Origin of the sequence: Actinocatenispora comari, from assembly GCF_017312725.1 — a bacterium.
GTDB classification, from domain to species: domain Bacteria; phylum Actinomycetota; class Actinomycetes; order Mycobacteriales; family Micromonosporaceae; genus Actinocatenispora; species Actinocatenispora comari.
Genome location: NZ_BOPO01000125.1, coordinates 78,797 through 103,788 on the forward strand (window position 1 = coordinate 78,797; position 24,992 = coordinate 103,788).

The 24,992-nt window shown below is 72.3% G+C and carries 21 protein-coding genes; 8 read left to right on the plus strand and 13 right to left on the minus strand.

Annotation, left to right across the window (positions count from 1 at the left end; translation table 11 throughout):
• Positions 1-329: 329 nt before the first annotated feature.
• A complete protein-coding gene (locus NUM_RS30005; RefSeq protein WP_207128276.1) occupies positions 330-1,175 on the minus strand; it encodes a hypothetical protein in 846 nt (281 codons plus the stop codon).
• Between the two features lie 386 nt (positions 1,176-1,561).
• On the opposite strand from NUM_RS30005, the gene NUM_RS30010 reads away from it, so the two are divergent.
• Both NUM_RS30010 and NUM_RS30015 read left to right on the plus strand, forming a co-directional pair.
• On the plus strand, positions 1,562-2,353 hold the full coding sequence (locus NUM_RS30010) for a deoxyribonuclease IV (protein ID WP_207128277.1): 792 nt from the start codon (positions 1,562-1,564) through the stop codon (positions 2,351-2,353).
• Between the two features lie 67 nt (positions 2,354-2,420).
• A complete protein-coding gene (locus NUM_RS30015; RefSeq protein ID WP_207128278.1) occupies positions 2,421-4,784 on the plus strand; it encodes a hypothetical protein in 2,364 nt (787 codons plus the stop codon).
• Between the two features lie 40 nt (positions 4,785-4,824).
• Here NUM_RS30015 and NUM_RS30020 read toward each other — a convergent pair whose 3' ends face one another.
• The 4 genes from NUM_RS30020 to NUM_RS30035 all read right to left on the minus strand — a co-directional run bounded on the left by NUM_RS30020 (position 4,825) and on the right by NUM_RS30035 (position 11,097).
• Positions 4,825-5,862 carry an aminoglycoside phosphotransferase family protein gene (locus NUM_RS30020; protein WP_207128279.1) on the minus strand — a complete coding sequence of 346 codons (1,038 nt, stop codon included), beginning with the start codon at positions 5,860-5,862 and terminating at the stop codon, positions 4,825-4,827.
• A 172-nt stretch (positions 5,863-6,034) separates the two neighbouring features.
• The gene (locus NUM_RS30025) at positions 6,035-7,513 is read right to left on the minus strand and encodes a glycosyltransferase family 87 protein (RefSeq protein ID WP_207128280.1); all 1,479 of its coding nucleotides are present in this window, start codon (positions 7,511-7,513) and stop codon (positions 6,035-6,037) included.
• 42 nt (positions 7,514-7,555) lie between these two features.
• Positions 7,556-10,576: a transglycosylase domain-containing protein gene (locus NUM_RS30030; protein WP_207128281.1), complete on the minus strand. Its 3,021-nt coding sequence runs from the start codon at positions 10,574-10,576 to the stop codon at positions 7,556-7,558.
• Positions 10,577-10,698: 122 nt separating this feature from the next.
• Complete coding sequence (locus tag NUM_RS30035; RefSeq protein ID WP_207128282.1) at positions 10,699-11,097, minus strand: DUF5318 family protein; 399 nt, start codon at positions 11,095-11,097, stop codon at positions 10,699-10,701.
• A gap of 219 nt (positions 11,098-11,316) precedes the next feature.
• On the opposite strand from NUM_RS30035, the gene NUM_RS30040 reads away from it, so the two are divergent.
• A complete protein-coding gene (locus NUM_RS30040; RefSeq protein ID WP_207128283.1) occupies positions 11,317-11,982 on the plus strand; it encodes a PadR family transcriptional regulator in 666 nt (221 codons plus the stop codon).
• 82 nt (positions 11,983-12,064) lie between these two features.
• Entirely contained in the window at positions 12,065-13,144 is a 1,080-nt protein-coding gene (locus NUM_RS30045; RefSeq protein ID WP_207128284.1) for an inositol-3-phosphate synthase, read from the plus strand.
• 83 nt (positions 13,145-13,227) lie between these two features.
• On the opposite strand, the gene NUM_RS30050 is transcribed toward NUM_RS30045, so the two are convergent.
• On the minus strand, positions 13,228-13,719 hold the full coding sequence (locus NUM_RS30050; protein WP_207128285.1) for a methylated-DNA--[protein]-cysteine S-methyltransferase: 492 nt from the start codon (positions 13,717-13,719) through the stop codon (positions 13,228-13,230).
• A 175-nt stretch (positions 13,720-13,894) separates the two neighbouring features.
• Here NUM_RS30050 and NUM_RS30055 point away from each other — a divergent pair, with 175 nt between their 5' ends.
• Together NUM_RS30055 and NUM_RS30060 are read left to right on the plus strand one after the other, a co-directional pair.
• Positions 13,895-14,437, plus strand: a complete 543-nt coding sequence (locus NUM_RS30055) for an NfeD family protein (RefSeq protein ID WP_207128286.1) — start codon at positions 13,895-13,897, stop codon at positions 14,435-14,437.
• Positions 14,438-14,495: 58 nt separating this feature from the next.
• A complete protein-coding gene (locus NUM_RS30060) occupies positions 14,496-15,989 on the plus strand; it encodes a flotillin family protein (protein WP_207128287.1) in 1,494 nt (497 codons plus the stop codon).
• 55 nt (positions 15,990-16,044) lie between these two features.
• Here NUM_RS30060 and NUM_RS30065 read toward each other — a convergent pair whose 3' ends face one another.
• The 3 genes from NUM_RS30065 to NUM_RS30075 are packed head-to-tail and all read right to left on the minus strand — an operon-like array spanning position 16,045 to position 18,424.
• Positions 16,045-17,595, minus strand: a complete 1,551-nt coding sequence (locus NUM_RS30065) for a multicopper oxidase family protein (RefSeq protein ID WP_207128288.1) — start codon at positions 17,593-17,595, stop codon at positions 16,045-16,047.
• Entirely contained in the window at positions 17,592-17,990 is a 399-nt protein-coding gene (locus tag NUM_RS30070; RefSeq protein WP_207128289.1) for a hypothetical protein, read from the minus strand. Before NUM_RS30070 ends, NUM_RS30065 begins: the two co-directional genes overlap by 4 nt.
• Positions 17,987-18,424, minus strand: a complete 438-nt coding sequence (locus NUM_RS30075; protein ID WP_207128290.1) for a hypothetical protein — start codon at positions 18,422-18,424, stop codon at positions 17,987-17,989. The genes NUM_RS30070 and NUM_RS30075 overlap by 4 nt, the downstream gene beginning before the upstream one ends.
• A gap of 164 nt (positions 18,425-18,588) precedes the next feature.
• On the opposite strand from NUM_RS30075, the gene NUM_RS30080 reads away from it, so the two are divergent.
• Both NUM_RS30080 and NUM_RS30085 read left to right on the plus strand, forming a co-directional pair.
• Positions 18,589-19,911 (plus strand): MFS transporter, encoded by a 1,323-nt coding sequence (locus tag NUM_RS30080; RefSeq protein WP_207128291.1) that lies wholly within the window; start codon positions 18,589-18,591, stop codon positions 19,909-19,911.
• The gene (locus NUM_RS30085) at positions 19,908-20,558 is read left to right on the plus strand and encodes a cyclase family protein (protein WP_207128292.1); all 651 of its coding nucleotides are present in this window, start codon (positions 19,908-19,910) and stop codon (positions 20,556-20,558) included. The genes NUM_RS30080 and NUM_RS30085 overlap by 4 nt, the downstream gene beginning before the upstream one ends.
• A gap of 19 nt (positions 20,559-20,577) precedes the next feature.
• Here the strand turns inward: NUM_RS30085 and NUM_RS30090 are convergent, their stop codons facing one another.
• From NUM_RS30090 to NUM_RS30105, 4 genes are all read right to left on the minus strand, one after another.
• Entirely contained in the window at positions 20,578-21,060 is a 483-nt protein-coding gene (locus NUM_RS30090; protein WP_207128293.1) for a hypothetical protein, read from the minus strand.
• 129 nt (positions 21,061-21,189) lie between these two features.
• Entirely contained in the window at positions 21,190-21,834 is a 645-nt protein-coding gene (locus NUM_RS30095; protein ID WP_207128294.1) for a hypothetical protein, read from the minus strand.
• Positions 21,835-22,007: 173 nt separating this feature from the next.
• Positions 22,008-22,703, minus strand: coding sequence for a hypothetical protein (locus NUM_RS30100; protein WP_207128295.1), 696 nt, complete (start codon positions 22,701-22,703; stop codon positions 22,008-22,010).
• A 126-nt stretch (positions 22,704-22,829) separates the two neighbouring features.
• Positions 22,830-24,314, minus strand: coding sequence for a CCA tRNA nucleotidyltransferase (locus NUM_RS30105; RefSeq protein WP_207128296.1), 1,485 nt, complete (start codon positions 24,312-24,314; stop codon positions 22,830-22,832).
• Positions 24,315-24,992: the final 678 nt, after the last annotated feature.

Sequence of the window (24,992 nt, forward strand, 5' to 3'; positions counted from 1 at the left end):
GGAGGTCTGTGCGTCGTTCGGCACCGAAACGCCGCGGGGACGACCCCGCGGCGCGGACCGAACCGTAGAACGATATCAGCCGGTGGTCAGCCGACCCCAACCCGGCGTCCCCGCTCACAGCCCCTGACGAGTGCCGTGAGTCGAGGCCCCGCCCGGTCGGAGCCTTACCAGGTGCGACCAGAACGATCACGACCGTGAGTGGAGGGCCGCGGGGCGCCCGGTCCGAGCCTTACAGGGTGGGACCTGGGGAGGAACGACCACACCGATGAGGTGGGAGCCGGCCGCCCCGCGGAGACTATGTGCGCCGTGTCCTGTCGGCCACGACGTTGTCAACTGTGTGCCGCGCCGCCCCGACTGCGCTGGGACAGCACCGTTCGTACCGCGGCGGCACCGACGCCGACCAGGCAGATCGCCGCGATCAGGGCGAGCACGCTGGTGGCGCTGTTCGGACCGATGCTGGCGACCGGGTGCGCGGCCACCGAACCTGGCGCCTTGGCGATCGAGGTACCGGAGACCTCACCGCCACCGCCGCTGGTGCCCGAGCCGGCACCCGGCTCGGCCGCCGAGGACGGCACCGCACCGCGGGCGACCGGGTCGTGCACCTTCGGTGCCGCGCCGCCGTTCGGCTGGTGCCCGGGCACCTGCTGCGCCGAGCTCGCGTCGCCGGTCGGGTGCTTCGCGGCACCGTCGGAGTCGGCGGAGCCGCCGGACGGCTGGTGCGTGCTGCCGGACGTGGACGAGCCGCCACCGGAGGTCTTCTTCCCGCCGGTGGTGCTGCTCTCCGCCGGCGTGACGGTGACCGTCGCTGCCTTGTAGTTGCCGTCGCTGCCGCTGGCCAGGCACTCCGGCTTCATCGTCGGATGCACGGTGCCCTGGTCCATCGCCACCGTCTTGCTGTCGCCGGCGGCGATGTCCTTGTAGGTCTGCGAACCGATGGTCAGGGTCGCCTTGACCTTCATCTTGTTGACGAACACCACCGAACTGCCCGCCGGCACCGAGACCGGCTGATCGGTGTCCGGTGCCGACTTGCCGAACAGCCCGATGCCGAGACCGCAGTCGCCGGTGTAGTTGATCGTCGCCGCGGGCGACGGGTTCGCCGCGACCGGCGCCGTCGCGAACATCAGTGCGGCACCACCGCCCACCAGGCCGGCGACCACCATCGAGGTCGCGGCCACGGTGCGAGCGCGGGGGCGAAGATGTCTTGGCTGATAACGCATTCCCGGTCTCCCCAGGTCATTGCGGCAACCCGCGAGCGGCGGATCTACCGTGTCAACGAGATGCATCACGGTCAGTGACGCGCGTTGCCGCGTTTTCCTGTCGACGTCGTACGGCCGGTGCCCGGTGGCGGCGGCGGGCCCGCGGCAGGCAGCGGCCGAGATGTGAAAGCCCTATCTTGCTACCGATCGGTAGACCGCACAACCCGAACGTTTTCCGGATTTGCACCACGTGCCGCACGCCGGTCGCCCTGCGCGACCACACCCCGACCGTACGGACATGCCGGGCCCGGCCGCCCGCCGGGACGGAGCGCGGGACGTCGGTGCGACGCCGTAGGCTCGGCGGCATGCGTATCGGGGCACATGTGGACAGCGACGACCCACTCACCGGCGCACGCGAGCGCGGCGCGGACGCGGTGCAGTTCTTCCTCGCCGATCCGCAGGGATGGAAGGCGCCGACCGAGCATCCGCACGCCGCGGAGCTGCGGGAGGCCGCCGCGTCCGGCGAGTTCGAACTGTACGTGCACGCGCCGTACGTGCTGAATCTCGCCTCCACGAACAACCGCATCCGGATTCCGAGCCGCAAGCTGGTCGCGCAGCACGCCGAGGCGGCCGCGGCGATCGGCGCCAAGGGGCTGATCGTGCACGGTGGCCACGTGACCGCCGCGGACGACATCCAGGTCGGTTTCGACAACTGGCGCAAGGCGTTCGAGGGCGCCGCGAAGACCGGCGGGTACCCGCTGCCGATCCTGATCGAGAACACCGCCGGTGGCGACCACGCCTGCGCCCGGCGGTTCGACAACCTGGCCCGGCTGTGGGACGCGATCGGCGACTTCGGCCCCGGGCTGTGCCTGGACACCTGCCACGCGTTCTGCGGCGGGGAGGAGCTCGGCGCCGCGGTCGACCGGCTGCGCGGCATCACCGGCCGGGTCGATCTGGTGCACGCCAACGGCTCCCGGGACGGCTTCGACTCCGGCCGGGACCGGCACGCGAACCTCGCCGACAGCCCCGACCTGGCGGCCGAGCAGGTCGTCGAGGTGATCCGCGCCGCGGGCTGCACCGCGGTGGTGGAGACGCCGAACGCCGACGGCGGCCAGGCCACCGACATCGCCTACCTCCGAGAGCGACTGGCCTCGTGACCCGGCGACCCGCGCGGCGTGCCGCGATCCGGCACCGTACCTGCGTCTCGACGAAGGAGGGCCGCTCGTGAGCGGCGAGGAGACGCCGGAGTCACGGCGGGGTGGTGCGCTGGCGAGCAGCGGTGCGGCCAGCGAGCCGTCGGTGGCCAACCTGACCCTGCGGCAGTCGGCACCCGAACAGCGCGACGACGCCGACGGACCGTCCACCGAGCCCGGCGCCGGCGGTACCGGCTCGGGCCAGCAGGCGACCGCGGCGGCGCCGAAGCCGACCGGATCGGCGGCCGGCTCGGCGTCGGAGACCGCCGGGGCAGCGACCGGGGCGCCCGGAGTGGCGACGGCGGCGCCCGCGACGGCGGAGAAGACGGCTGGGGCGGCGGAGAAGACGGCTGGGGCGGCGGAGAAGACGGCTGGGGCGGCGGAGAAGACGGCTGGGGCGGCGGAGAAGACGGCTGGGGCGGCGGAGAAGACGGCTGGGGCGGCGGAGAAGACGGCTGGGGCGGCGGAGAAGACGGCTGGGGCGGCGGAGAAGACTGCTGGGGCGGCGGAGAAGACGGCCGACCGCGCTGGCGCCGGGGACGCCGCCGGCACGAAGAGCGAGAGCGACAGCGGCGGCAAGGGCGACGAGGCGGGGTGGTCCCGGTTCGCGCCGGTCGAGCCGAACCCGCCGGGGCTGTTGCGCCGGATCGGCGGTGGTGTCGGCCGGTTCTGCAGCCACGAGTGGACGGTGGCGAGCGTCGCCGGGCTGCTGCTCGCGGTGCTGATGACCTGGCCGACCGTGCTGCATCCGGCGAGCACGATCCCGCAGGACATCTACGACCCGCTGTTGCAGACCTGGCAGATCGCCTGGGACGGGCACGCGCTGCTGACCGACCCGCTGCACCTGTGGGACAGCAACACGTTCTTCCCGGACCACGACACGCTCGCGTTCTCCGACAGCCTGCTCGGGTACGCGCCGCTGGGCATGATCGGCTCCGGCCCGGTCGCCGCGCTGGTGCGCTACAACATCCTCTACGTGCTGGCGTACGCGCTGGCCTTCGTCGGGATGTACGCGCTGTGCCGGCAGCTCGGCACCCGCAAGCCCGGTGCGGCGATGGCCGCCGCGGCGTTCGCGTACGCGCCGTGGCGGTTGGCGCACGGCGGTCACCTGAACATCCTGTCCACCGGCGGCATCGCGCTCGCGCTGGCGATGCTGGCCCGCGGGCACGGGTTCAGCTTCCGGCGGGACGGCAAGCCGGGCCGGGTCCGCTGGGGCTGGGCGCTCGGCGGCTGGCTGGTCGCCGCCTGGCAGGTCACCCTCGGCTGGGGGCTGGGGCTGCCGTTCTGCTACCTGCTCGGGGTGCTGGTCGCCGTCGGCTGCGTGGTCTGGCTGGTACGCAGGATCCGCCGGCGGCTGCGCAAGGACACCGGGCGGGCCGGCCGGTTCCACCTGTCGCTGCTGCTCGGCAACCTGGTCGGGCTGGCCGTGTTCGGCGCGACCTGCCTCTACCTGGGGCTGCCGTACCTGCGGGCGGTGCACGAGCATCCGGAGGCGCGCCGGACGGTCGCCGAGCTGAAGCTGTTCTCGCCGCCGTGGCAGGGGTTCTTCATCGCGCCCGAGCAGTCCTGGCTGTGGGGTGACACGCACGCGCAGGCGCGCCAGGCGCTGCCGTTCCAGCCGGAGATGACGCTGCTGGTCGGGATGGTGCTGGTGGCGTTCGCGGTGCTGGGGCTGTTCCTGTCCAGCTGGCGGATCCGGACCCGGCTGCTGCTGCTCGCCGGGGTCGCGGTCAGCGTGGTGCTGGCGATGGGCACCGCCTTCCCGGGCGGCGGCCGGTACACCTACCTGGTGCTCTACGACCACCTGCCGGCCTGGGACGCGATCCGTACCCCGGGGCGGCTGGTGCTGTGGACGACGCTGCTGCTGGCCCTGCTCGCGGCCGGCGCGGTGAACGCGCTGAGCCAGCGGGCGGACGAGTTCGCGGTGTCCCGGGGGCGCAACCCGCGCCGGGTCGGGCCGGCGCTGCGGCTGCTCGTCGCGGTGCCGCTGGTGCTGGTGCTGATCGAGGGGTGGGCCCGCACGCCGCACCCGCAGGTACCGACCGAGCCGCGGGAGATGCACGCGCTCGCCGGCCCGGTGCTGATCCTGCCGACCGACACGCTCACCGACCAGCGCTACATGTACTGGTCGACGGACGGGTTCCCGCAGCTGGTCAACGGCGGCAGCGGGGTGCAGCCGGCGAAGCAGGACCAGATCCGGCAGGCGGCCACCGACTTCCCCAGCCAGCGCAGCGTCGACTACCTGCGCCAGCTCGGGGTGCGCACCGTCGTGGTGTTCCGCGACGGCCTGGCCGGCACGCCGTACCAGAACGTGATCTCGAAGTCGACCATCGGGCTCGGCGTCAAGCTCCACGACACCGGCCCGGCGGTCGTCTACGTCCTCGACCCGGCGTAGTGGCCGTTCCCGGACCGTTCGGTCCGGGAACGGCGCGGGGTCAGCTCGCGGCCAGCGCGGCGGCGCCGGCGAGGTACGGCGCGGCCTGGCCGGCCGGTACCGCCCAGGTCAGGTTCTCCACCGTGCGGATCAGCGCCCAGCCGCGGACCCGGGCCCGGTCGACGGCGAGGCCGCCCGCGATCCGGTCGACGAGCCGGGCGGCCCGGGCCGGGGTCGGCTCGTACCGGAGCAGGTCCCAGAGCAGGTGGCCGGCGTCGAACGCGGCGTCGCCGACGACCGGCTTCGGGTCGATCAGCAGCCAGGCGGAGCCGCCCCGGCCGGACAGCACGTTGCCGGTGTGCGCGTCCCGGTTGACGAGCACGTCCGGCCCGTCCGGCTCGGCCAGCGCGACGCACAGCTCGGTCGCCTCGTCGAACAGCGCCCTCGGCAGTTCCACCGCCGGCGGGTCGCCGCCCGTCCGCGGGGTGGCCGCCGGGTCGCCGGCGGTCGGTGCGGTCAGCTCCCGGTACGCCCGGGGCAGCCTCCGGGACCACCGCAGCGCCAGGTCCCGGACCAGCGGGAACGGCTCGGTCGTGGCGACCGGCGGACCGTCCGGCGGGTCGAGGCCCGGCCGCGGCGCCGGGTGGCTCAGATCGCCGGCCGGCACCCGGCGGAGCCGGCGCAACAGCCCGGTGACCACCTCGACGACCTCGTCCAGCGTCAGCGCACCCCGCTCGTACTCGGTGAGCAGCGCGGTACCCGGGTCGGCGCGCTCCAGCAGCAGCGCACCGGAGTCGAGGTCGACGTCGTACAGCCGGACCGCGTCGACACCGCCGTAGCACCGCAGCGCCGCGCACTCGCCGACGTTCTCGTCGTCCAGCACGGGTACCTTCAGCACCAGCTCGCGGTCGCCACGGCGTACCGGCACCACGTACGAGTGGGTGCCGCCGGGCAGCACCGGCCCGGTGATGCGTACCCCGAAGCGCCGGCAGGTCGCGTCGACCAGCGCGGGCAGGTCGGCGAGCCAGCGCCGCCCGCGCGGCCCGAACTCGGTCCCGATGAACTCGGCCATCCCGGCCGGCAACTCGTGTTCCAACACGTCTTTCCCTCTCGCCGTGAGCCTTCGGTGTCTCGTGGATGCCGAAGGATGACGGCGGTGCCCGCGCTCGTCTCCGCCCCGCTGCGGCGCGGATCGGGCCGGCGCGGCGCGGGCGGGCGGTGCTCGGGCGGTCCTGATGCCGGCGAAGGAGCCGCGCCGGCTCGGCCGAGCGTCAAGAAGGCGCCGGGATCGGCGCGGCCGGCCGGGCCGCGCCGGGTAGCCACGACACGTCCGGGGCGTGGTCGAACACACCACCGTCCGGGTCGTCGCTGCCGTCCGCGCGGACCGCGTCGCGGGCCGGCACCAGGATGTCGCGCACCACGTACCCGACGAGCACGACCAGCGTGACCAGCCGGCACAGCGAGAAGAACACGAACACCCACTCCGGTACGACGGTGGTACCGGACGCGGCCATCAGCTCGGCGTAGAACGCGAGGAAGTAGCCGACCTCGGCGAGCTGCCAGGCGAGGAACGCACCCCAGCGCGGTCTGGCCAGCACCGCCAGCGGGATCAGCCACAGCACGTACTGCTGCGACCAGACCTTGCCGGTGATCAGGAAGCACGCCACGACCAGGAACGCCAGCTGCGCCAGCCGCGGGCGGCGCGGCGCGAACATCGCCAGCGCACCGATGGCGAGGCAGCAGAGCGCGAAGAGCACCCCGTACAGCAGGTTGAGGGTGGTGATGTGGGTGCTCAGGTAGCCGAACCCGGGCAGGCCGGCGTTCTTCCCGCCGGTGGGGAAGTGCGCCCCGACGTACCAGACGGTGCCCCAGTCGACGCCGCGGGTGGAGTTGAGCCGGAAGAACTGCAGCCACGAGTCGGTGTAGAGCATCGCGATCGGCGCGTTGATGACCACCCAGGTGGCGGCGGCGGTGAGCACCGTGGTGCCGGCCTGCCGCAGCTTCCCGCTGCGCAGCGCGAGCACCAGCAGCGGCCCGAGGATCAGCAGCGGGTAGAACTTGGCCGCCACGCCGAGCCCGAACAGCAGCCCGGCCAGCGCCGGTCGTCGTCTGGACCAGGCCAGCAGCGCGCCGACGGTGGGCGCGATCGCCAGCAGGTCCCAGTTGACGGTGGCGGTGACCAGCATCGCCGGTGCGATTGCGAGCAGCAACGCGTCGAACGGTCGTCGGCGTCTCAGTGCGAGCACCATCGCGACCGTGCCGACGCCGAGCAGCGACAGCACGATCGCGTTCGCGTCGTAGAACCACTTGCCCTGGTTGATGTCGAAGTGCTGGGCGATCGCGTGCACCGGCAGCCCCAGCGCGCCCATGAACAGGCCGGTGAGCACCGGGTACTCGACCGCGTGGTCGGCGTACGGCACCCTGCCGTCACCGAGCCCCTCGGCGTAGTACAGCGCGAGCACGTCGGTGTAGCAGTGGTCCTTGTACTGCTTGAGCTCACCCCACGCGCCGTCCCGGCAGGGTGACTTCTGCACCCAGTGCAGCGCGAACAGCAGGCAGGCCAGCGCCAGCACGATCCGGACCGGCGTGAGGTAGCGCCGGACCGGTGGCCGCACGGCATGGTCGCCCAACGGCCCACCGATCGCCTCGGACAGGCCGCCGGCGAACCAGTCCTCCCGGGCCGGTTCGTCCGGCAGCCGCAGGCGCGACCCACCGAGCCGCGACGGGACGTTTCGGGTCTCGCCACTCATGCCGCCCATCCTGCCCGACGCCCTCGGTGGGTGCGCACCCCGCTACCCGGCGCCGTCGGGAGCGACGTTGTTTCCGCCGGGGCCGTTGCCGTTGCCTGGGCCACCGGTGTTGCAGTTCGGATCCCAGATGTTGCAGGTCGGCGAGGACGGGCCGTCCGACGGTGTCCCGGTGCCCGGCGGCCAGCCCGGTGGGGTCACGCTGTTGGTCGGCCGCCCGGTCGGGTGCGGGTCGTCGCTGTGGGTCGGTTTCGGCGACGGCGACGAGGACGCAACCTGGCCGGCCGTCTTGCTGCCCCCGAACACCGGCGGCGGGAAGTTCTGCGCCGGCATGTGCAGGTCCTGCACCGCCTTCGACATGTACTCCTTCCAAATGAAGGACGGGTACTCCGAGCCGTACATCGGGGCGCCCCACATGTTGTAGATCGGGCCGTCGCCCTTCTTGCGGCCGATCCAGACCACCGTGGCGAGCTGCGGCACGTACCCGCACATCCAGGCGTGCGAGTTCGCGTTCTTGCCCTCCGGGTTCGCCCACTCCCAGGTACCGGTCTTGTTCGCCTGGTCGCGCGGCGGGTCGATCTTCTGCTTCTCGTTGCTGGCGACCTGCTTCAGCACCCAGTCGAGGTCGGCCGAGGTGTCCTCGCTGAACAGCTGGCGGTGCTTCACCTTCGGCAGCTGCACCTGAACGCCGTGCGAGTCGGTGACCTTGGTGACGAAGTGCTCGGTGCTGTACTTGCCACCGGCGGCCAGCGTGGCGTACCCGTTCGCGTGATCCAGCGGCGTCACCGGGTACTGGCCGAAGCCGAGCTCGTTGCCCAGGCCGCCCTGCGCGACGGCGTCCTGCGCGCTGGTCGTGGTCAGGTCGAACTTGTGCGCCGGCTTGCCGTTGGAACCGTCCGAGACGATGGTGTCGATGCCGGCCTGGTGCGCGAATTCCAGCACCTTGTCCTTCCCCAGCTTCTGCGTCAGGGCGTAGAACACGGTGTTCAGCGACATCACCGTCGCCTTGGTCAGCGTGCAGAGTTTGTGGCCCTCGGCGTCCATGCCGCCGTCGCTGCACGCCTCGCCGTCGGAGTTGTGCACCTTGCCGTCGCCGCCGCGGTCGTCGAACTTCTCGGCCGCGTCGCCGTTCCACAGCGACTTGACCGAGATGCCGTTCTTGATCGCGAGCGCCAGCGAGTACACCTTGAACGAGGAACCCGGCTGGTGCGGGTTGGCCGCCATGTCGAACCCGGTGCCGTCGTCGCCGCCGTAGTAGGCGATCACCTTGCCGGTGCCCGGCTGCACCGAGACCAGCGCGGTGGCGAGCCGGTGCTTGTTCTGTTTCTGGGCGTCGTGGTCTTCCTGGCTCCCGTTCATCACGTCGTGAGCAGAGGCGATCGCGTCGTCCTCGGCCTTCTTGTTGATCGTGGTGACGATCTTGTACCCGCCGGTCTCCAGCTTCTGCTTCGTCTCCTCCCGCGCCTTGTGGTAGGTCGAGGCGTCGGAGAGGGTGCGGTCGCGGGCGAGTTCGTTGATCACCTGGGTGACCACGAAGCCGGTCGGCTTGTCGAGTCCGAAGCTCGCGCCGGTGTTGGCCTTCGGCTTGTCCGGCATCGGGTAGTTCTTCAGCGAGATCGGCTTGTGGTACTTGCCCAGCTTGGTCATCTGCTTGAGCGTGTACTCCCAGCGCGCCTGGGCGAGGTTCTTGTCGACCGCCGGGTCGTCCATCGACGGGTCCTTGATCACCGAGGCCAGCACGGCCGCCTCCTCGGTGGTCAGCTTGCTGATGTCCTTGTGGTAGTAGACCTGCGCCGCCGCCTGGATCCCGTACGCGCCGCGGCCGAAGTAGACCGCGTTGAGGTAGAACCCGAGGATCTGCTTCTTGGAGTACTTCTGGTCGAGCTTGACCGCGACGACGGCTTCCTTCAGCTTCTGCGTGTAGGTACGGTCCGCCGCGGTGTTCGCGTCCTCGGACAGCTTCGCGTACTGCTGGGTGATGGTCGAGGCGCCCTGCGTGCTGCCGCCGGTCACGTTGTTCCACAACGCCCGGATGGTGCCCTTGACGTCGACGCCGGAGTTGGTGAAGAACGTGTTGTCCTCCGCCGCCACCACCGCGTACTGCACCCGCTCGGGCACCTGGTCGATGTCGACGACGTGCCGGTTGGAGTCGCTCGCGCCGAGCCTCGCCATCGCGGTCTTGCCGTCGTCGTAGTAGAAGGTCGACGCCTGCGGGGTGGGCAGCTGCTCGGGCAGCGTCACGTTGGTGAAGTAGAACGCACCGCCGATGGTGCCGATGCCGGTGAGCAGCAGCAACACCGCGACGCCGGCGATGATGCGGCGCCGCCGGCGGCGCTTCTTCTGCGCCTTCGGCGTCTCCCGGTACCGGCGGCGTTCCTCGGCCCGGCTGAGCGGGCTGCCGTCGCCGAAGAAGTCGCCCGGGCCGTCCGGACCGGCGGGTCGCACGGTGGCGCGACCCATCCCGGCGCCGCCGACCGAGGCGCTACCGACCGAGGCCGAACCCACCGAAGCCGAACCGACCGAAGCCGAGCCGACCGAGGCGGAACCCACCGAGGCGGAGCCGACGGAGGCCGAGCCCACCGACGCGGAGCCGGTCGCGCCGCTGCCGAACGCGCTGCGCCGGGTGGCGCCGCCGACGGAGGCGGAGCCGGTCGGCGGGTCGGACGAGTGCCGACCACCACCGGCCGAGTGCCGGCCGCTCGGCGGCTCGTCGTCGGCGCCGTGCCGGGCCGGCCGCCCGTACGCGGTACCCGGCTCGCGCGGGGCCGACCCGGTGCTGCCGGTCGGCCGTGCGGGGCCGCCGTAGGTACCGGCGCCGGGGCGCTCGGCCGGGGCCCGACCACCACCGCCGGCGAGCCCCCGCCGGTACGGCTGGTCGGCGCCGGCCGCACCGTGTCGCGCGGTGCCGTAGTCGCCGCCGGACACTCCGTGGTTGCCGGCTGAGCTGTGGTTGCCCGGGACGCTGTGCCGCCCGGGCTGGCCCGCGTCGCGGGCACCGCCGGGACCGTCGGGATCCGGCCCGGGGACCCGGGCCGAGCCACGCGGGCGGTTCGGGGGGCTCGTCATTCGTCACACCATGCCGTCGGGGACGGCGGCTGCCCAGCCGCCGTCCGGTTCGTGTGAGCTACACCGCACCACCGCACACATGCTCCACGCTCCGCCGGACCCGGCGGTGGCGGTGAGCGTGTTCACTCGGCCGCCTCGTGTCGCGTGCCGGGGTCACCGACCCCGCGCCCGAGCAGGAACTGCTCGGCCAGGTGGTTCCAGCCGCAGCCGCGGCAGACCTCCACCACGTACACGTTGAACTCGCGGTAGGTCTGCGCCAGGGTCGTCAGCTCGGCCTTGCGCCGGGCCTGGCCGGCGGACTGCTTCAGCTCGTCGCCGTAGATGTAGTGCACGTGCCAGAGCGGTTCGCGGCGACAGACCGGACAGTGCGTCTCGGTGCGCTCGCCGTGGAACTTGGCCGCGTTGAGCAGGTATGGCGAGGCGTCACAGGCTTCGTACGTGCCGATCCGCCCAGCGAACAGCGCGCGCAGCGTCGCTCGCTTCTGGAGCGAGTAGTCGACGACCTGCCGCTGCGTGCGCATGGGCACGAGGGTACGCGCCAACCACGTTCACGCACACCCGCGCAAGGTTAAAACGGGCACTACCCAGCGTAGTTATCGCTGCGCAGGGCGGCCGCGGGATGCGGCGGGTTCCCCGCAGGTCGCGCGGCTGTTATGGTGTCGATGTATCGAGCCGATACATCGGCGCGACCCACTCGGGTCGCTGGCAGTGACGACCTGGCGGGCGGGAGGTGGCAGCCGGTGCTGGATCTCGCGGTGCTCGGCCTGCTGCACGAGTCGCCCATGCACGGGTACGAGCTGCGCAAGCGGCTGACCACGATGCTCGGACCGTTCCGGGCCGCGATCAGCTACGGCACGCTCTACCCGACGCTGCGCCGGATGCAGCAGGCCGGCTGGATCACCGAGGACTCGGATCCGGCCGAACCGGCCGCCACCGGCAGCGCCGAGCGTCCACTGCGACGCAAGCCCGGCTTCGGCAAGCGCAGCCGGATCAGTTACAAGCTGACTGCGGAAGGTAAGGAACGGTTCGGTGATCTGCTCGCGCAGGTCGGCCCGGAGGCGTACGACGACGCCGCGTTCGGCGTGCACTTCGCCTTCTTCGGCCGTACCGACGCGGCGACCCGGCTGCGGATCCTGGAAGGTCGCCGCCGCCGGGTCGAGGAGCGCCGGGAAGGTCTGCGGGACGCGCTCAACCGCGCCGCGGAACGACTCGACGCCTACAGCCTGGAACTCCAGCGGCACGGCCTGGAAGCGGCCGACCGCGAGGTCCGCTGGCTGGAGGAGCTGATCGTGCACGAACGGACCGGGCAGCCGCCGACAGTCACCACACCGCACCCGAGCCCGGGCGCGGCTGGCCCGAACAACACGGGACCCGATCGGCCCGCCGGCGAACGCCGGCCCGACTAGGTCCGTCGCACAGCACCACACCGGGCCGTGGCGCAGGCCGCGACTGCGCGCCCGAGGTGGCCGTCTAGAGAAGGAGACAGAGATGGGTTCTGTCCGCGTTGCCATCGTCGGAGTGGGCAACTGCGCCGCGTCCCTGGTCCAGGGGGTGCACTACTACCGCGACGCCGACCCGTCGGATCGCGTGCCGGGACTCATGCACGTCACGTTCGGCGACTACCACGTCGGCGACGTCGAGTTCGTGGCCGCCTTCGACGTGGACGCCAAGAAGGTCGGCCGGGACCTGTCCGAGGCGATCGTGGCCAGCGAGAACAACACGATCAAGATCTGCGACGTGCCGCCCGCCGGCGTCACCGTCCAGCGTGGACACACCTTCGACGGCCTCGGCGAGTACTACCGGGAGACGATCCAGGAGTCCGACGACGAGCCGGTCGACGTGGTGGCCGCGCTGCGTGAGGCGAACGTCGACGTGCTCGTCTCGTACCTGCCGGTGGGGTCCGAGGAGGCCGACAAGTTCTACGCGCAGTGCGCGATCGACGCGGGCGTCGCGTTCGTCAACGCGCTGCCGGTGTTCATCGCCTCGGATCCGGTGTGGGCCAAGAAGTTCACCGACGCCGGGGTGCCGATCGTCGGCGACGACATCAAGTCGCAGGTCGGCGCGACCATCACGCACCGGGTGCTGGCGAAGCTGTTCGAGGACCGCGGGGTGCGGCTGGACCGGACGTACCAGCTGAACTTCGGCGGAAACATGGACTTCATGAACATGCTGGAGCGCAAGCGGCTGAAGTCCAAGAAGATCTCGAAGACGCAGTCGGTGACCTCGCAGATCCCGCACGAGATGCGCACCGCGGACGTGCACATCGGCCCGTCTGACTACGTGCCGTTCCTGGAGGACCGCAAGTACGCGCTGGTCCGGCTGGAGGGCTCGGCGTTCGGCGACGTGCCGCTGCAGCTGGAGTACAAGCTGGAGGTGTGGGACTCGCCGAACTCGGCCGGCATCATCATCGACGCGCTGCGCGCGGCGAAGATCGCCAAGGACCGCGGCATCGGCGGCCCGATCCTGTCGGCCTCGTCCTACTTCATGAAGTCGCCGCCGGAGCAGTACGACGACTCGACCGCGCGGGACGCGGTGGACAAGTTCATCGCCGGCGAGCTCGAGCGCTGATCGACGCATCCACGGGCACGTCACCCTCCCGGTGGCGTGCCCGTCGTCGTCTCCGCCGCGGGCATCCACCGGCCGGCCCCGGCTCAGCCGGAGAACAGGCCGCCCGCGGTGAGTTGCACCCGCGCCTCCAGCTCCAGCAGGAACACCTTGCGCGGCAGGCCACCGCCGTAACCGACCAGCTTGCGGTTGGCGCCCACGACCCGGTGGCAGGGCACGATCACCGGGATCGGGTTGTGGTTGTTCGCGGTGCCGACCGCGCGGGAGGCACCGACGTCGTCGGCGACCGCCCGCGCCACGTCGCCGTAGCTGCACGTCTCCCCGTAGGGGATGCGGGTCAGCTCGGCCCACACGGCCCGCTCGAACTCGCTGCCGACCAGGTGCAGCGGCAGGTCGAACCCGGTGCGCCGACCCGCGAAGTACTCGTCGAGCTGGGACCTGGTGGCGGCCAGCACCGGGTCGGCCGGGGACGGCTCGCCGGCCGGAGCCGGACCGCCGAACCGGAGCTGCCGCAACGCGTCGTCGTCCGCGACCGCGATCAGGTCGCCGATCGGGGACGGCACACTCAACCACCGCATGCCACCCATCCTCCCAGCGCCCACCGACACTTTCCGGCGGCCATCGGACATCCTCGTCGCGGTCGCGACCCCGGGCCGTCCGATCCGGGGCGGTTGCGGTGATTGGTCACCGTACGGTCGTCCGGCACGAGCGGACGGTCGCTACCCTGACGGCGAGGCGGCAGGAGGGGGCGGCATGGACTGGGTGACCGGCACGTTCCTGGTCGTCGGCGCGATCGGGCTCGTGCTGCTGGCCGTCTCGCTGCTGTTCGGTGAGCTGTTCCAGCTCGGTCATGCGGACGTCGACGGGCCGTTCTCGGTGCCGGTGGTGGCCGGGTTCGTCGGCGCCTTCGGGTTCGTCGGCGGGATCGTGGCGGCGCTGGTCCCCGGCGCCGGCGCACCCTCCGCGCTGCTGGGCGGCGTCGCCGGCCTCGCCACCGCGTTCCCCACCGGCTGGCTGGTGATCCGGTTGACCCGCGCGCTGATGCGGATGCCGACCGACGCGACACTCACCCGCGACGACCTGATCGGCGCCCTCGGCACGGTCACCACGCCGATCCGCCCCGGCGGGTACGGCGAGGTCAAGCTCACCATCTCCGGCCAGGTCCTGAAGTACAACGCGCGATCCGCCCGGGCGCTGCCGCTCGGCACGCCGGTGCTCGTCATCGAGACGCCGAGCGAGACCAGCGTCGTGGTCGAGGAGACCGACCTGCGGCTGCCGCCGGCCGTCACCGCCTGAACGGTCCCGGCGCGGTTCCCCGAAGCTCCTGAATCCCCACTATCCACAAAGGACAGAAATGACCACTCCCATCCTGATCGGGATCGCCGGCATCGTGGTGCTGGTGATCCTGATCGTCATCCTGGTGCTGTCCAGGATCAAGGTCGCCGGATCGAACGAGGCGTTCATCGTCACCGGGCGGAAGGGCAAGTCGACGCTCGGCGCGGACGGCCGCCGGCTGACCGACCTTTCCGGCCAGAAGGTCGTGATGGGCGCCTCGGTGTTCGTGGTGCCGGTCGTGCAGCGGCTGCAGATCCTCGACCTGTCCAGCCGGCGGATCCCGGTCACGGTCACCGGTGCGATCAACAAGCAGGGCATCACCTGCAACCTGGACGCGGTCGCGATCGTCAAGGTCGGTGGCACCGAGGACGCGATCCGGGCCGCGGCCCAGCGGTTCCTGGACCAGCAGGACGAGATCGAGGGCTTCACCGGTGAGGTGCTCGCCGGTGCGCTGCGCTCCATCGTCGGCCGGCTGACCATCGAGGAGATCATCCGCGACCGCGCGGCGTTCGCCTCCGAGGTCGCCGAGGAGGCGGAGAACTCGCTGACCAACCAGGGCCTCGTGCTGGACACGTTCCAGCTGCAGGACATCCGCACCGACGGCGACTACCTGAAGAACCTGGGTCGCCCGGAGGCCGCCCGGGCGGTCAAGGAAGCGGCGATCGCCGAGGCCACCGCGCGCCAGTCGGCCGAGCAGGAGCGGCTGCGCGCCGAGGAGGTCATCGCCGAGTCGGAGCGGAACCTGGCGCTGAAGCGGGCCGGCATCCAGGCCGAGATCGACGCCGCCACGCAGAAGTCCGAGGCGGCCGGCCCGCTGGCCAAGGCCGAGCGGGACCAGGCGATCCTCGCCGAGCAGCAGAAGGTGGCCCAGCGCAACGCCGAGCTGAAGGAGCGCCAGCTCGACACCGAGGTGCGCAAGCCGGCCGACGCCGCCCGGTACAAGGTGGAGCAGGAGGCGGAGGCCGCCAAGAACGCCGCGATCCTGAAGGCGGAGGCGGAGAAGAACGCCGCGATCCTGCGCGCCCAGGCGCAGCGCACGGCGACCGTCGAGGCCGCGCACGCCGACGCCGACCAGGCCAGGCTGACCGGTGAGGGTGATCTGGCCCGGCGCGCCGCGCTCGCCCAGGCGGTGCAGCGCGAGGGTGAGGGCGAGGCGGCCGCGGTGCTGGCCCGCGGTCAGGCCGAGGCCGAGGCGATGCGGCTCAAGGCCGAGGCGTTCAACAAGTACGGCGAGGCCGCCGTGCTGGAGATGCTGGTGAAGATGCTGCCGGAGGTCGTCGAGGCGGCGGCCAAGCCGATGGCCGGGATCGACAAGATGACGGTGATCTCCACCGACGGCGCGAGCGCGGTTACCAAGAACGTCGCCGCCACGGTCGCGCAGGGCCTGCAGCTCGGCACCGACCTGACCGGGGTCGACTTCTCCGCGCTGCTGGCCCGCATCGCCGGCGGCGGCAACACCAACGGCAGCAAGCCGGACAGCACCGACCTGGTGCCGACCGTCGACGCCGACTGACCACGTACCAGCCGAACGGGCCCCGACCGCGTCGCGCGGTCGGGGCCCGTTCGCGTCAGACCACCTGGAAGTTGGCCATCATCGCCATGTCCTCGTGCTCCAGGTTGTGGCAGTGCAGCATGTACCGGCCGCGGAAGCCGGTGAAGCGCACCAGCACCTCGACCACCTCGTACGGGCGGAGGTCGACGACGTCCTTCCAGCCGTGGTCGGTGGAACCGGGCGAGTGCCCGTCCCGGGTCAGTACCTGGAAGTGCGCCAGGTGGGTGTGCACCGGGTGGTGGAAGTCGCTGGTGAAGCGCCACAGCTCGACCGAGTTGAGGGCCGGCCGGGCGAGCACCGTGGACGGGCTGAAGAACTGCTTGTTGACGGTCCAGCCCTTGCCGCTGAGCCGGAAGTCGAACTGCCGGGTCACCTTGGCCTGCGACCGCTTCAGCGTCTCCACATCGGACAGTCGGGCCGGCACGTGCGAGTCGTCGCTGGCCCTGCCGCCGATCCGGAACCGCATCACCTGGCCGGTGGCGCCGCTGCCCAGCTTGTTGACCAGCGTCACCGTGCTGCCCGGCCGGTACGCGGAGAAGTCGACGACCACGTCGAACCGCTCCGCCGGCGTCACGACGATGCTGGCCTGGGTGCGCGGCCTGGCCAGCAGCCCCTGGTCGCTGCCCACCTGCACCAGGTGACGGCCGTCGTCCAGGGCCAGCTGGTAGCGGCGGGCGTTGGAGGCGTTGAGGATCCGGAACCGGTAGCGCACCGGCGCCACCTCCAACTCCGGCCAGGGCGCGCCGTTGACCAGGATCACGTCGCCCTGCACGCCCTGCATGTACTTCTTCGTGACGCCCGGGGTCATGGTCAGCGACGGGTCGATCGACGGGTAGGCGAACGAACCGTCCGCGGTGAACGACCGGTCGCAGATCAGCAGCGGCACGTCGCGCTCGCCCTTGGGCAGCGGCAGCGCGTCGTCCTCGTCGTCGCGGACCACGAACATGCCGGCGAGCCCCCGCCACACCTGCGGCGCGGAGAAGTCCATCCGGTGGTCGTGGTACCACAGCGTCGCGGCCCGCTGCCCCAACGGATAGCGGTACTCCTTGGTGCCCTGGTGCAGGGTCCAGTCCTGCGGCCGTACCGTCATCGGCATGTCGCCGGAGTGCTTCATGTGCGTGTCGAAGCTGCCGCCGACGGGCACCACCAGATCGGTCGGGTACCCGTCGGAGTCCGGCGGCGTGACCCCGCCGTGCAGGTGCGTCGACGTCGGCTGCGGCAGCTCGTTGCGGACCTTCACCCGCAGCTCGTGCCCGGCGCGCGCCTCGAACGTCGGCCCGGGGAACGTCCCGTCGAAGCCCCACACCTTCGTCGTCCGGCCGGGCAGGATCTCGGCGCTGCCGATCCGCTGCGTCACCTCGTACTCGTCGACGCCGTGCACCGTGCGCGCCGGCTTCTTGACCGCCGGGATCGGCAGCGGCACCCGGAACCGCGGTGGCAGCGGTGCGGACGACGGCAGGACGATGCCGGCGGTCTCGGTGGTGTCGCCGCAGCCGGCGAGCGTGCCGCCGGCCGCGACGGCGGCACCGGCCGCACCGAACAGTCCCAGTACCCGACGGCGGTTCATGGCTTCCTCCGTGCGAACGCGCGCGCCGTGAATCCCAGCGCCATCCCGAACAACAGGACGCCGAGCGGGAGATGGACGGCGAGCAGGTGGGTGAAGCCGAGCGCCATCTGCGCACCGACCAGGACCAGCATCGCGACCGCGTGCGGGATCAGCGCCGCGGAACCGCGGCCGGGCCAGCGCAGCAGTACCGCGGCGACGACGTCCAGCGCGACCAGCAGCGCGGCGACCCCGGCGCCGATGTCGTGCAAGGTGAGGTACGAGACCCGGCCGGTGGTGAACAGCCCGGCGACGGTGGGCTGCCACAGCATCGCGGCCATGGTCAGTACCGCCAGCACCCGCAGCAGCAGGACGAACGGCGTGCGTACCGCGGGCGCGGTCGACTCGACGGCGGTCATCGCGCCACCCCCGTCGCCGCGCGGGCGCCCCAGCGCCGCTGGCCGGCCCGTTTCGTCCAGGACCACCAGGCGAACGCCATGCCCACGCCGAACAGCGCGGTACCCAGCGGGAGGTGCACCGCGAGCACCCGGGTGCTGCCGACCGCCATCTGCGCGATCACCAGCACCAGCAGCAGCGCGGACGCCGCCAGCGGCCACCAGGTGCCGCCGCCGATCAGCAGCAGCAGTCCGGCCAGCATCATCGGCAGGGTCAGGAACATCGCGAGCGCGGCGCCGACGGCGTGCCAGGTCATCATGCCCGGCTGGCCGGAGATGTAGGTACCGGCCGAGATCGGTTGCCACAGCAGGGTCGCGGCGAACAGCGTCGTCACGATCCGCAGGAACACCACGAACACCGGCGACACCCGGCGCGGTGGTGGGTCTGAGGGATTCACGCTCGCCATCCTGCCGGCGCGGTGTTCCGGTGTCTTCGTGCCAGCGGAGAAACCCGGCATACCTCGGGGGAGGTACGGGTGACCACCCCGATACCCCACCCGGTGTACCGGCCGGCGGCGCGGCCCGGCAGGCGGTCACTCGCCGACCCGTTAGGGTCGCAGGCGTGCCGAGCGAGCGGAACCTGCGCGTCCTGTTGGCCGGTCAGCGGTTTCGGCGGCTCCTGATCGCCCGGCTGACCAGCCAGTTCTCCGACGGCCTGTTCTCCGGTGCGTTGGCCGGCAGCATCCTGTTCAACCCGAACGAGCACACCGATCCGGTCGCGATCGCGTCCGGCTTCGCCGTACTGCTGCTGCCGTACTCGATCCTCGGGCCGTTCGTCGGGGTCTTCCTGGACCGGTGGCTGCGCCGCAACGTGATCAGCTACGCGAACGTGCTGCGCTGCGCGCTCGCGCTGCCGGCCGCGGCGCTGCTGTACACCGGCCACCCGAATGCGGTGTTCATCCTGTTGGCGCTGCTGGTGATCGGGATCAACCGGTTCATCCTGGCCGGGCACTCGGCGGCGATGCCGCACGTCGTCGATGGGCCACGGCTGATCACCGCGAACGCCGTGTCGCCGACCCTCGGTACGGTCTGCAACTCAGCCGCGCTCGGCGTCTCGGCGCTCGTACAGGTGCTCGTCGGCGGCGGTACCGCCGGGTACGGGCTGCTCGCCACTGCGGCCGCCCTCGGCTACCTGGTCGCCGGCGTGCTCGCCGGCCTCTTCTTCCACGGCCGGGAACTCGGCCCGGACGCCTCGGCGCCGGCCGGCGGCTCCGTCCCGGCCGAGCTCTACGCGGTGCTGCGCGGCATGGTCGCCGGCGCCCGGCACCTGGTCGGCCACGCCGACTCCACCGCCGTGCTGACCGCACAGTCCGCCTACCGCATCCTGTACGGGGTGCTCACGGTCGCCGCGCTCCTGTTGTACCGCAACTACTTCCCGACCGCCGGCGGACACCTGCCCGCGCCGGACGACTACACGCAGTCGATCGTCGGGCTCGCGGCGGTGGTGATCGCCGGCGGCGTCGGCTCGTTCCTCGGCGCGGCGATCACGCCCCCGGCGGCCCGCCGGCTCGGCGACCGCAACTGGGTCACGCTGCTGCTGGCGAGCGCCGGCCTGGTCGTCGTGGTACTCGGGTCGCCGTTCCAGCAGGTGCTGCTGGTGATCGCGGTGTTCGCGATCAACATCGCCTCGCAGGGCACCAAGATCGTGGTGGACACCACGCTGCAGCGGGAGAGCGCCGACGAGTTCCGTGGCCGGGTGTTCAGCGTCAACGACACCACGTACAACATCTGCTACGTGCTGGGCCTGTTCCTCGGCGCGGTGCTGCTGCCGGCGGACGGCCACTCGCTCACCGCGGTACTCGTCGTGGGCATCGGCTACGCGGTCGTCGGCTTCGGCCACCGCCTGGTACCGCGGCTCTATCCCGTCCACAGTGGAGTGTCATGAGCTTCGTCGAACTGTCCCACCCGATCACCGACGGCATGGTCACCTACCCGGGGCTGCCGGGCCCGGTGATCCGGGAGCACACCAGCCGCGCCGAGAGCACCGCGAACCTCGCCGAGAGCGTCTCGTTCGCCATCCACGGCATCGACCTGGTCGCGAACACCGGCACGTACCTGGATTCGCCGTACCACTACCACGCGGACGGCGCCGACCTCGCCGCGCTGGCACCGGAACGGCTCGTCGACGTGCCGATCACGGTGATCCGCGCGGTCGGCGTACCGAGCGTCGGCGCGGCCCTGCTCGGTGATCCGGGCCGGCTGTGGGGGCAGGCGGTGCTGATCGAGACCGGCTGGTCCCGGCACTGGGGGACGCCCGCCTACCTGACCGGAAGCCCCTACCTGACCGCCGACGCGGCCCGGGTGCTGATCGACGCCAACGTCGCGCTGGTCGGTGTCGACGCGCTCAACGTGGACGACGTCACCGACCGGACCCGGCCCGTCCACAATGGACTGCTGGGCGCCGGCATCCCGATCGTCGAGCACCTCACCAACCTCGCCGCGCTGCCGGACCACGGTGCCCGGCTCACCGCCGTACCCCCGCCGGTGCAGGGCATGGCCACCTTCCCGGTCCGCGCCCTCGCCCGCCTCTGACCCCGCCGTACTGCGGGGCTCAGTCGTCCGCCGGTGGCACGGCCGGGCGCACCCCGGGGCCCGGCGCGGCGACGATCGGGCCGCCGCCCGGGTCGGCGGGCGCCGGCGGAACCGGCCGCTCCGCGGACGCCGACGGGCGCGTCGGGTGGTTCACCGGGAGGTGGTCCGGTCGCTGGCGGGGAAACAGGGAGAGCAGGAGCAGCACCCAGCCGAGCACCGTCAGCGCGGTGTGCAGCAACCCCAGCGTGCCGACGTAGACGGCGAGGTCGGGGGTGTCCCAGTCGCTGCCAAGAACCAGTTGCGGTGCGTCGCTCAGCACGGCGACGGGCGCGAAGATCAGCAGCGCGTCGATCGCCAACACGACCAGCGCGCACCGAACCAGCGTCCGGGCCGCCGCGAGTCGGGTACGCAACGCCACCGTCAGCACCAGGCCCACGACGGTCATGACGACCATCGCTCCGGACGGCAGCACCGCGATCGCGATCGCGATCAGGTCGAGCATCGCGCCTCATCTCCCGGGTACGGCGGCGCGGCGCGGCGCGACGCGGGCCGGGAGAAGAGGCTACTGGGCGTGGACGGGCAGGAACGCCCCGCAGGGCGAACCGGATGAGCGCGACATTTCCCTCCCCGGTCAGTACGGCGAGGGGCCGCCGGGGGTCGTCCAGCCGCCGGGCTGCTGCTCACCCGCCGGGGACCCGGGAGCCTCGGCCGCGCCGTACCGCGGGTGGGCCGTACCGGGCTGCTGGCCGGTGCCGAACTGCGGCGTGGCCGCACCCGCCTGCTGGCCGGCGCCGAACTGCGGTTGGGCCGTACCCGCCTGCTGGCCCGTGCCGAACTGCGGCGTGGCCGTACCGGGCTGCTGGCCCGGCAGCGATGCGGCGGCGCCGTACTGTCCGGCGGCCGGAGGCTGGTTCCAGGTCTGGGTGGCCGGCTTCGTCGCGGTGTCGCGGCGGCGGAAGATCGCGATCAGCAGCACCACCCAGCCGGCCGTCGAGATCAGCATGTGCACCGCACCGACGCCCCCGAGCGTCAGGCTCAGGCTGCTGTAACTCCAGTGGTTCCGGACCGTCATCTGGGGGCCGAACACGCCGAAGAGCATCTGTCCGACGCCGACCAGCGCCGCCACCAGCAGCACGACGAACGCGATCAGCATCGCTCCGGACGAGGCGCCGAGCCGGCGGCGGTTGGTCATCGACAGCACCAGCCCGATGCCGGCGACCACCACGCCGGGCAGGCTGAGCGCGATGTTGATGAGCAGGGTGACGAATCCGGGCATCGGCGGGGTCCTCTCCGTGCAACTGGGAAGAACGACGCGACTGACCGGACGGCCGGCGCGAGGCCCCGACGGTAGCGGTACCGGACCACCCGCCGAGCCGGCGGGAAGCGGTCGCCGCATCCCGGGGCGGCCGCCGCGGGGCGGGACGTCAGGACCGGACCACCGAACCCGGATCAGTACGGCGACGGGCCGGCGCCGGGCTGGCCCCACTGCGGCGTTCCCGCGTTGCCACCGGCCCCTGGCTGCGGCTGACCGAACCCGGGCTGCGGCGGTTGCGGCGCGAACCCGGGCTGCGGCTGACCCGGTACCGGCTGGCCGAACCCGGGTGCGGGCTGTGCCGCCGGCTGGCCCGACACCGGCCGAGCGACGCCGGGCTGGGCGGTGCCGGGCTGGGCGCTGCCTGGCTGGGCGGTGCCGGGCTGCGCCGGGACCGACGCGGATTGCCCGCCGAGCGCCGGGCCGGCGGCGGACTGGGTCGGCCAGCCGGCCTGCGTGGCCCCGCCACCCGGTGCGGTGGTGGACTTCGCCGGCTCGGGCTTCGGCTTGACGAACAGCGCCACCAGGATCAGCGCCCAGGACGCGAGCGCCACGACGTCGCGTGCGCCTTCCAGTACCCGGTTGACCATGAGCGCAGTGTCCGGGTTGTGGCTGGCGAACCAGACGACGTAGACGAGTTCGACGGTGCCGATGCCGGCCGCGACGAGCATCGCCAGGAACCCGAACAGCGCGTACAACGAGCCGCGGCGCTTGATCATGATCAGCGACAGCACGAGGCCCACGATCGCGGCGACGATGTCCGGCCCGTACGCCAGGGCGAGGCTCAGGATGAAGTTCAGCACCTTCGGACTCCCTTCGCTGACGTACGGCACGGTGCGGCTCCGCAGCCGCTGGCGGTGACGGGGTTCCTGCGATCATGCCGGCGCGAATCCGACAGGGCAATCACAGCACGCCGATGTGCACAGATAGCGGGCTTTCGGCTACCGAAAGGTATGGAGCTACTCGATGATGCCCTGCTCGCGGGCCCACCGGAACAGCTCGGCCTCCGCCTCGTCCGGCGGCAACGGGCCGCGCTCCAGCCGCAGCTCCTTCAGGTGCTTCCAGGCCGCGCCGACGGCCGGGCCCGGCGGGATGTCGAGCAGCTTCATGATCGCGTTGCCGTCCAGGTCGGGCCGTACCCGGGCGAGGTCCTCCTCGGCCTGGATGCGGTCGATCCGGTCCTCCAGCGCCTGGTAGTCGCGGGCCAGCCCGGCGGCCTTCCGCCGGTTCCGGGTGGTGCAGTCGGACCGCACCAGCTTGTGCAGCCGGGGCAGCAGGTCGGCGGCGTCCGTCACGTACCGCCGGACCGCGGAGTCGGTCCACTCGCCCCGCCCGTACCCGTAGAACCGGAGGTGCAGGGCGACCAGCCGGGACACCTGGGCGATGGTGTCCTTGGGGAACTTGAGCGCCTTCATCCGCTGCCGGGTCATCCGCGCCCCGACCACCTCGTGATGGTGGAACGAGACGCCGCCGTCGGCACCGATCGCCTTGGTGGCGGGCTTGCCGATGTCGTGCATCAGCGCGGCCATCCGCAGGATGAAGTCGGGACCGTCCGGCCCCTCCAGCCGTACCGCGTTGTTCACCACGGTGAGCGTGTGCTCGTAGACGTCCTTGTGCTGGGCGTGCTCGTCGATCTGCATCCGCAGCGCGGGCAGCTCGGGCAGGAAGACCTCGGCCAGCCCGGTGTCGACCAGCAGCCGCAACCCGGCCACCGGGTCGGCGCCGATCAGCAGCTTCGTCAGCTCGTCCCGGATCCGCTCGGCGGTGATCCGGCCGAGGTCGGCGGCCATCTCGACGATCGCCTGCCGTACCGCCGGGTCGACGTCGAACCGCAGTTGCGCGACGAACCGGGCGGCCCGCAGCATCCGCAGCGGGTCGTCGCCGAACGAGTCGGCCGGCGCGCCCGGCGTGCGCAGCGTCCGGCCGGCGAGGTCGACGAGCCCGCCGTACGGGTCGACGAACTCGTGCCCGGGCACCGAGAACGCCATCGCGTTGACGGTGAAGTCGCGCCGGGCCAGATCGTCGTCGAGGCTCGTGCCGTACCGGACGATCGGGTTGCGGCTGACCCGGTCGTACGCCTCGGCCCGGTACGTGGTGATCTCGATCCGCAGGCCGCGGCGCTGCGCGCCGATGGTGCCGAACGCGATGCCGGTCGTCCAGGTCGCCTCGGCCCAGCCGGTCAGCAGTTCCAGCGTCTGCTCCGGGTGCGCGCTGGTGGCGAAGTCGAGGTCCTGCTCGCGCGCGTCGGCAAGGTCGACGCCGGCCGACAGCAGCGCGCCGGGCCGACCCAGCAACGCGTCCCGGACCGACCCGCCGACCAGGTGGAGCTGGTGCCCGGCGGCGGCGAACCGCTGCCCCAGCTCGTCCGCGACCGGCGGCACCGTGATCAGCTCGGCCGCGGCCCGGCGCTGCGCGTCGGACGGCTCCCGTCGAGAGATGGTCATGCCCGCGCCCCGCTGCGCTCCGACCGGGCCGGCGGCGCGGCCACCCGACGCCCGTGGTTCGCCCGCCCACCGGCGCTCGCGACGAGCCGGCAGGTACGGACGGCGGGGCACCGGTCGGCGGTGCGGATCGGGGTGCGGCGGCAGCGGCCGCCCGGGTGCATGCTCATGGCCCGGCCAGCGTACCGAGCCGGGTGGTGGGCCCGACCGGTCGGTGCGCGCGCCGGTCCGCCGGCACGTCCGTTCCCGTCAACCGGTCTCGGAAGCGGGCGCTAGGGTCGTGTCATGCCGAGCCGTGACCGTACACCCGCCGTCGAACAGGGTGCCCCTGCCGACGGGTCGACGACACGGCCGAGCAATGCGACAAACGACGCCAACACCGCATCCGGTACCGGTGAGACGCCCCGCCGGCGGTCCCGGCGCCGGCGCCGTCCGCGCCACCGCAACGCATCGACGAAACCCACGTCGCCCGAGGTCACGGCCATCGACGGGGACCGGTCCGGAGCGCCGACCGGCGACACCGCACCGGCCCGGGACGCGGCGGCCGGCAGCGGTGCGTCCACCGGCGACGGCGTGTCCTCCGGCGACGCCGCCGACGCGAGCGGTGGCGCGGCCGGGCCGGGCAGCGCGAGCGGTGGCGCGGCCGGGCCGGGCAGCGCGAGCGGTGGCGCGGCCGCGTCC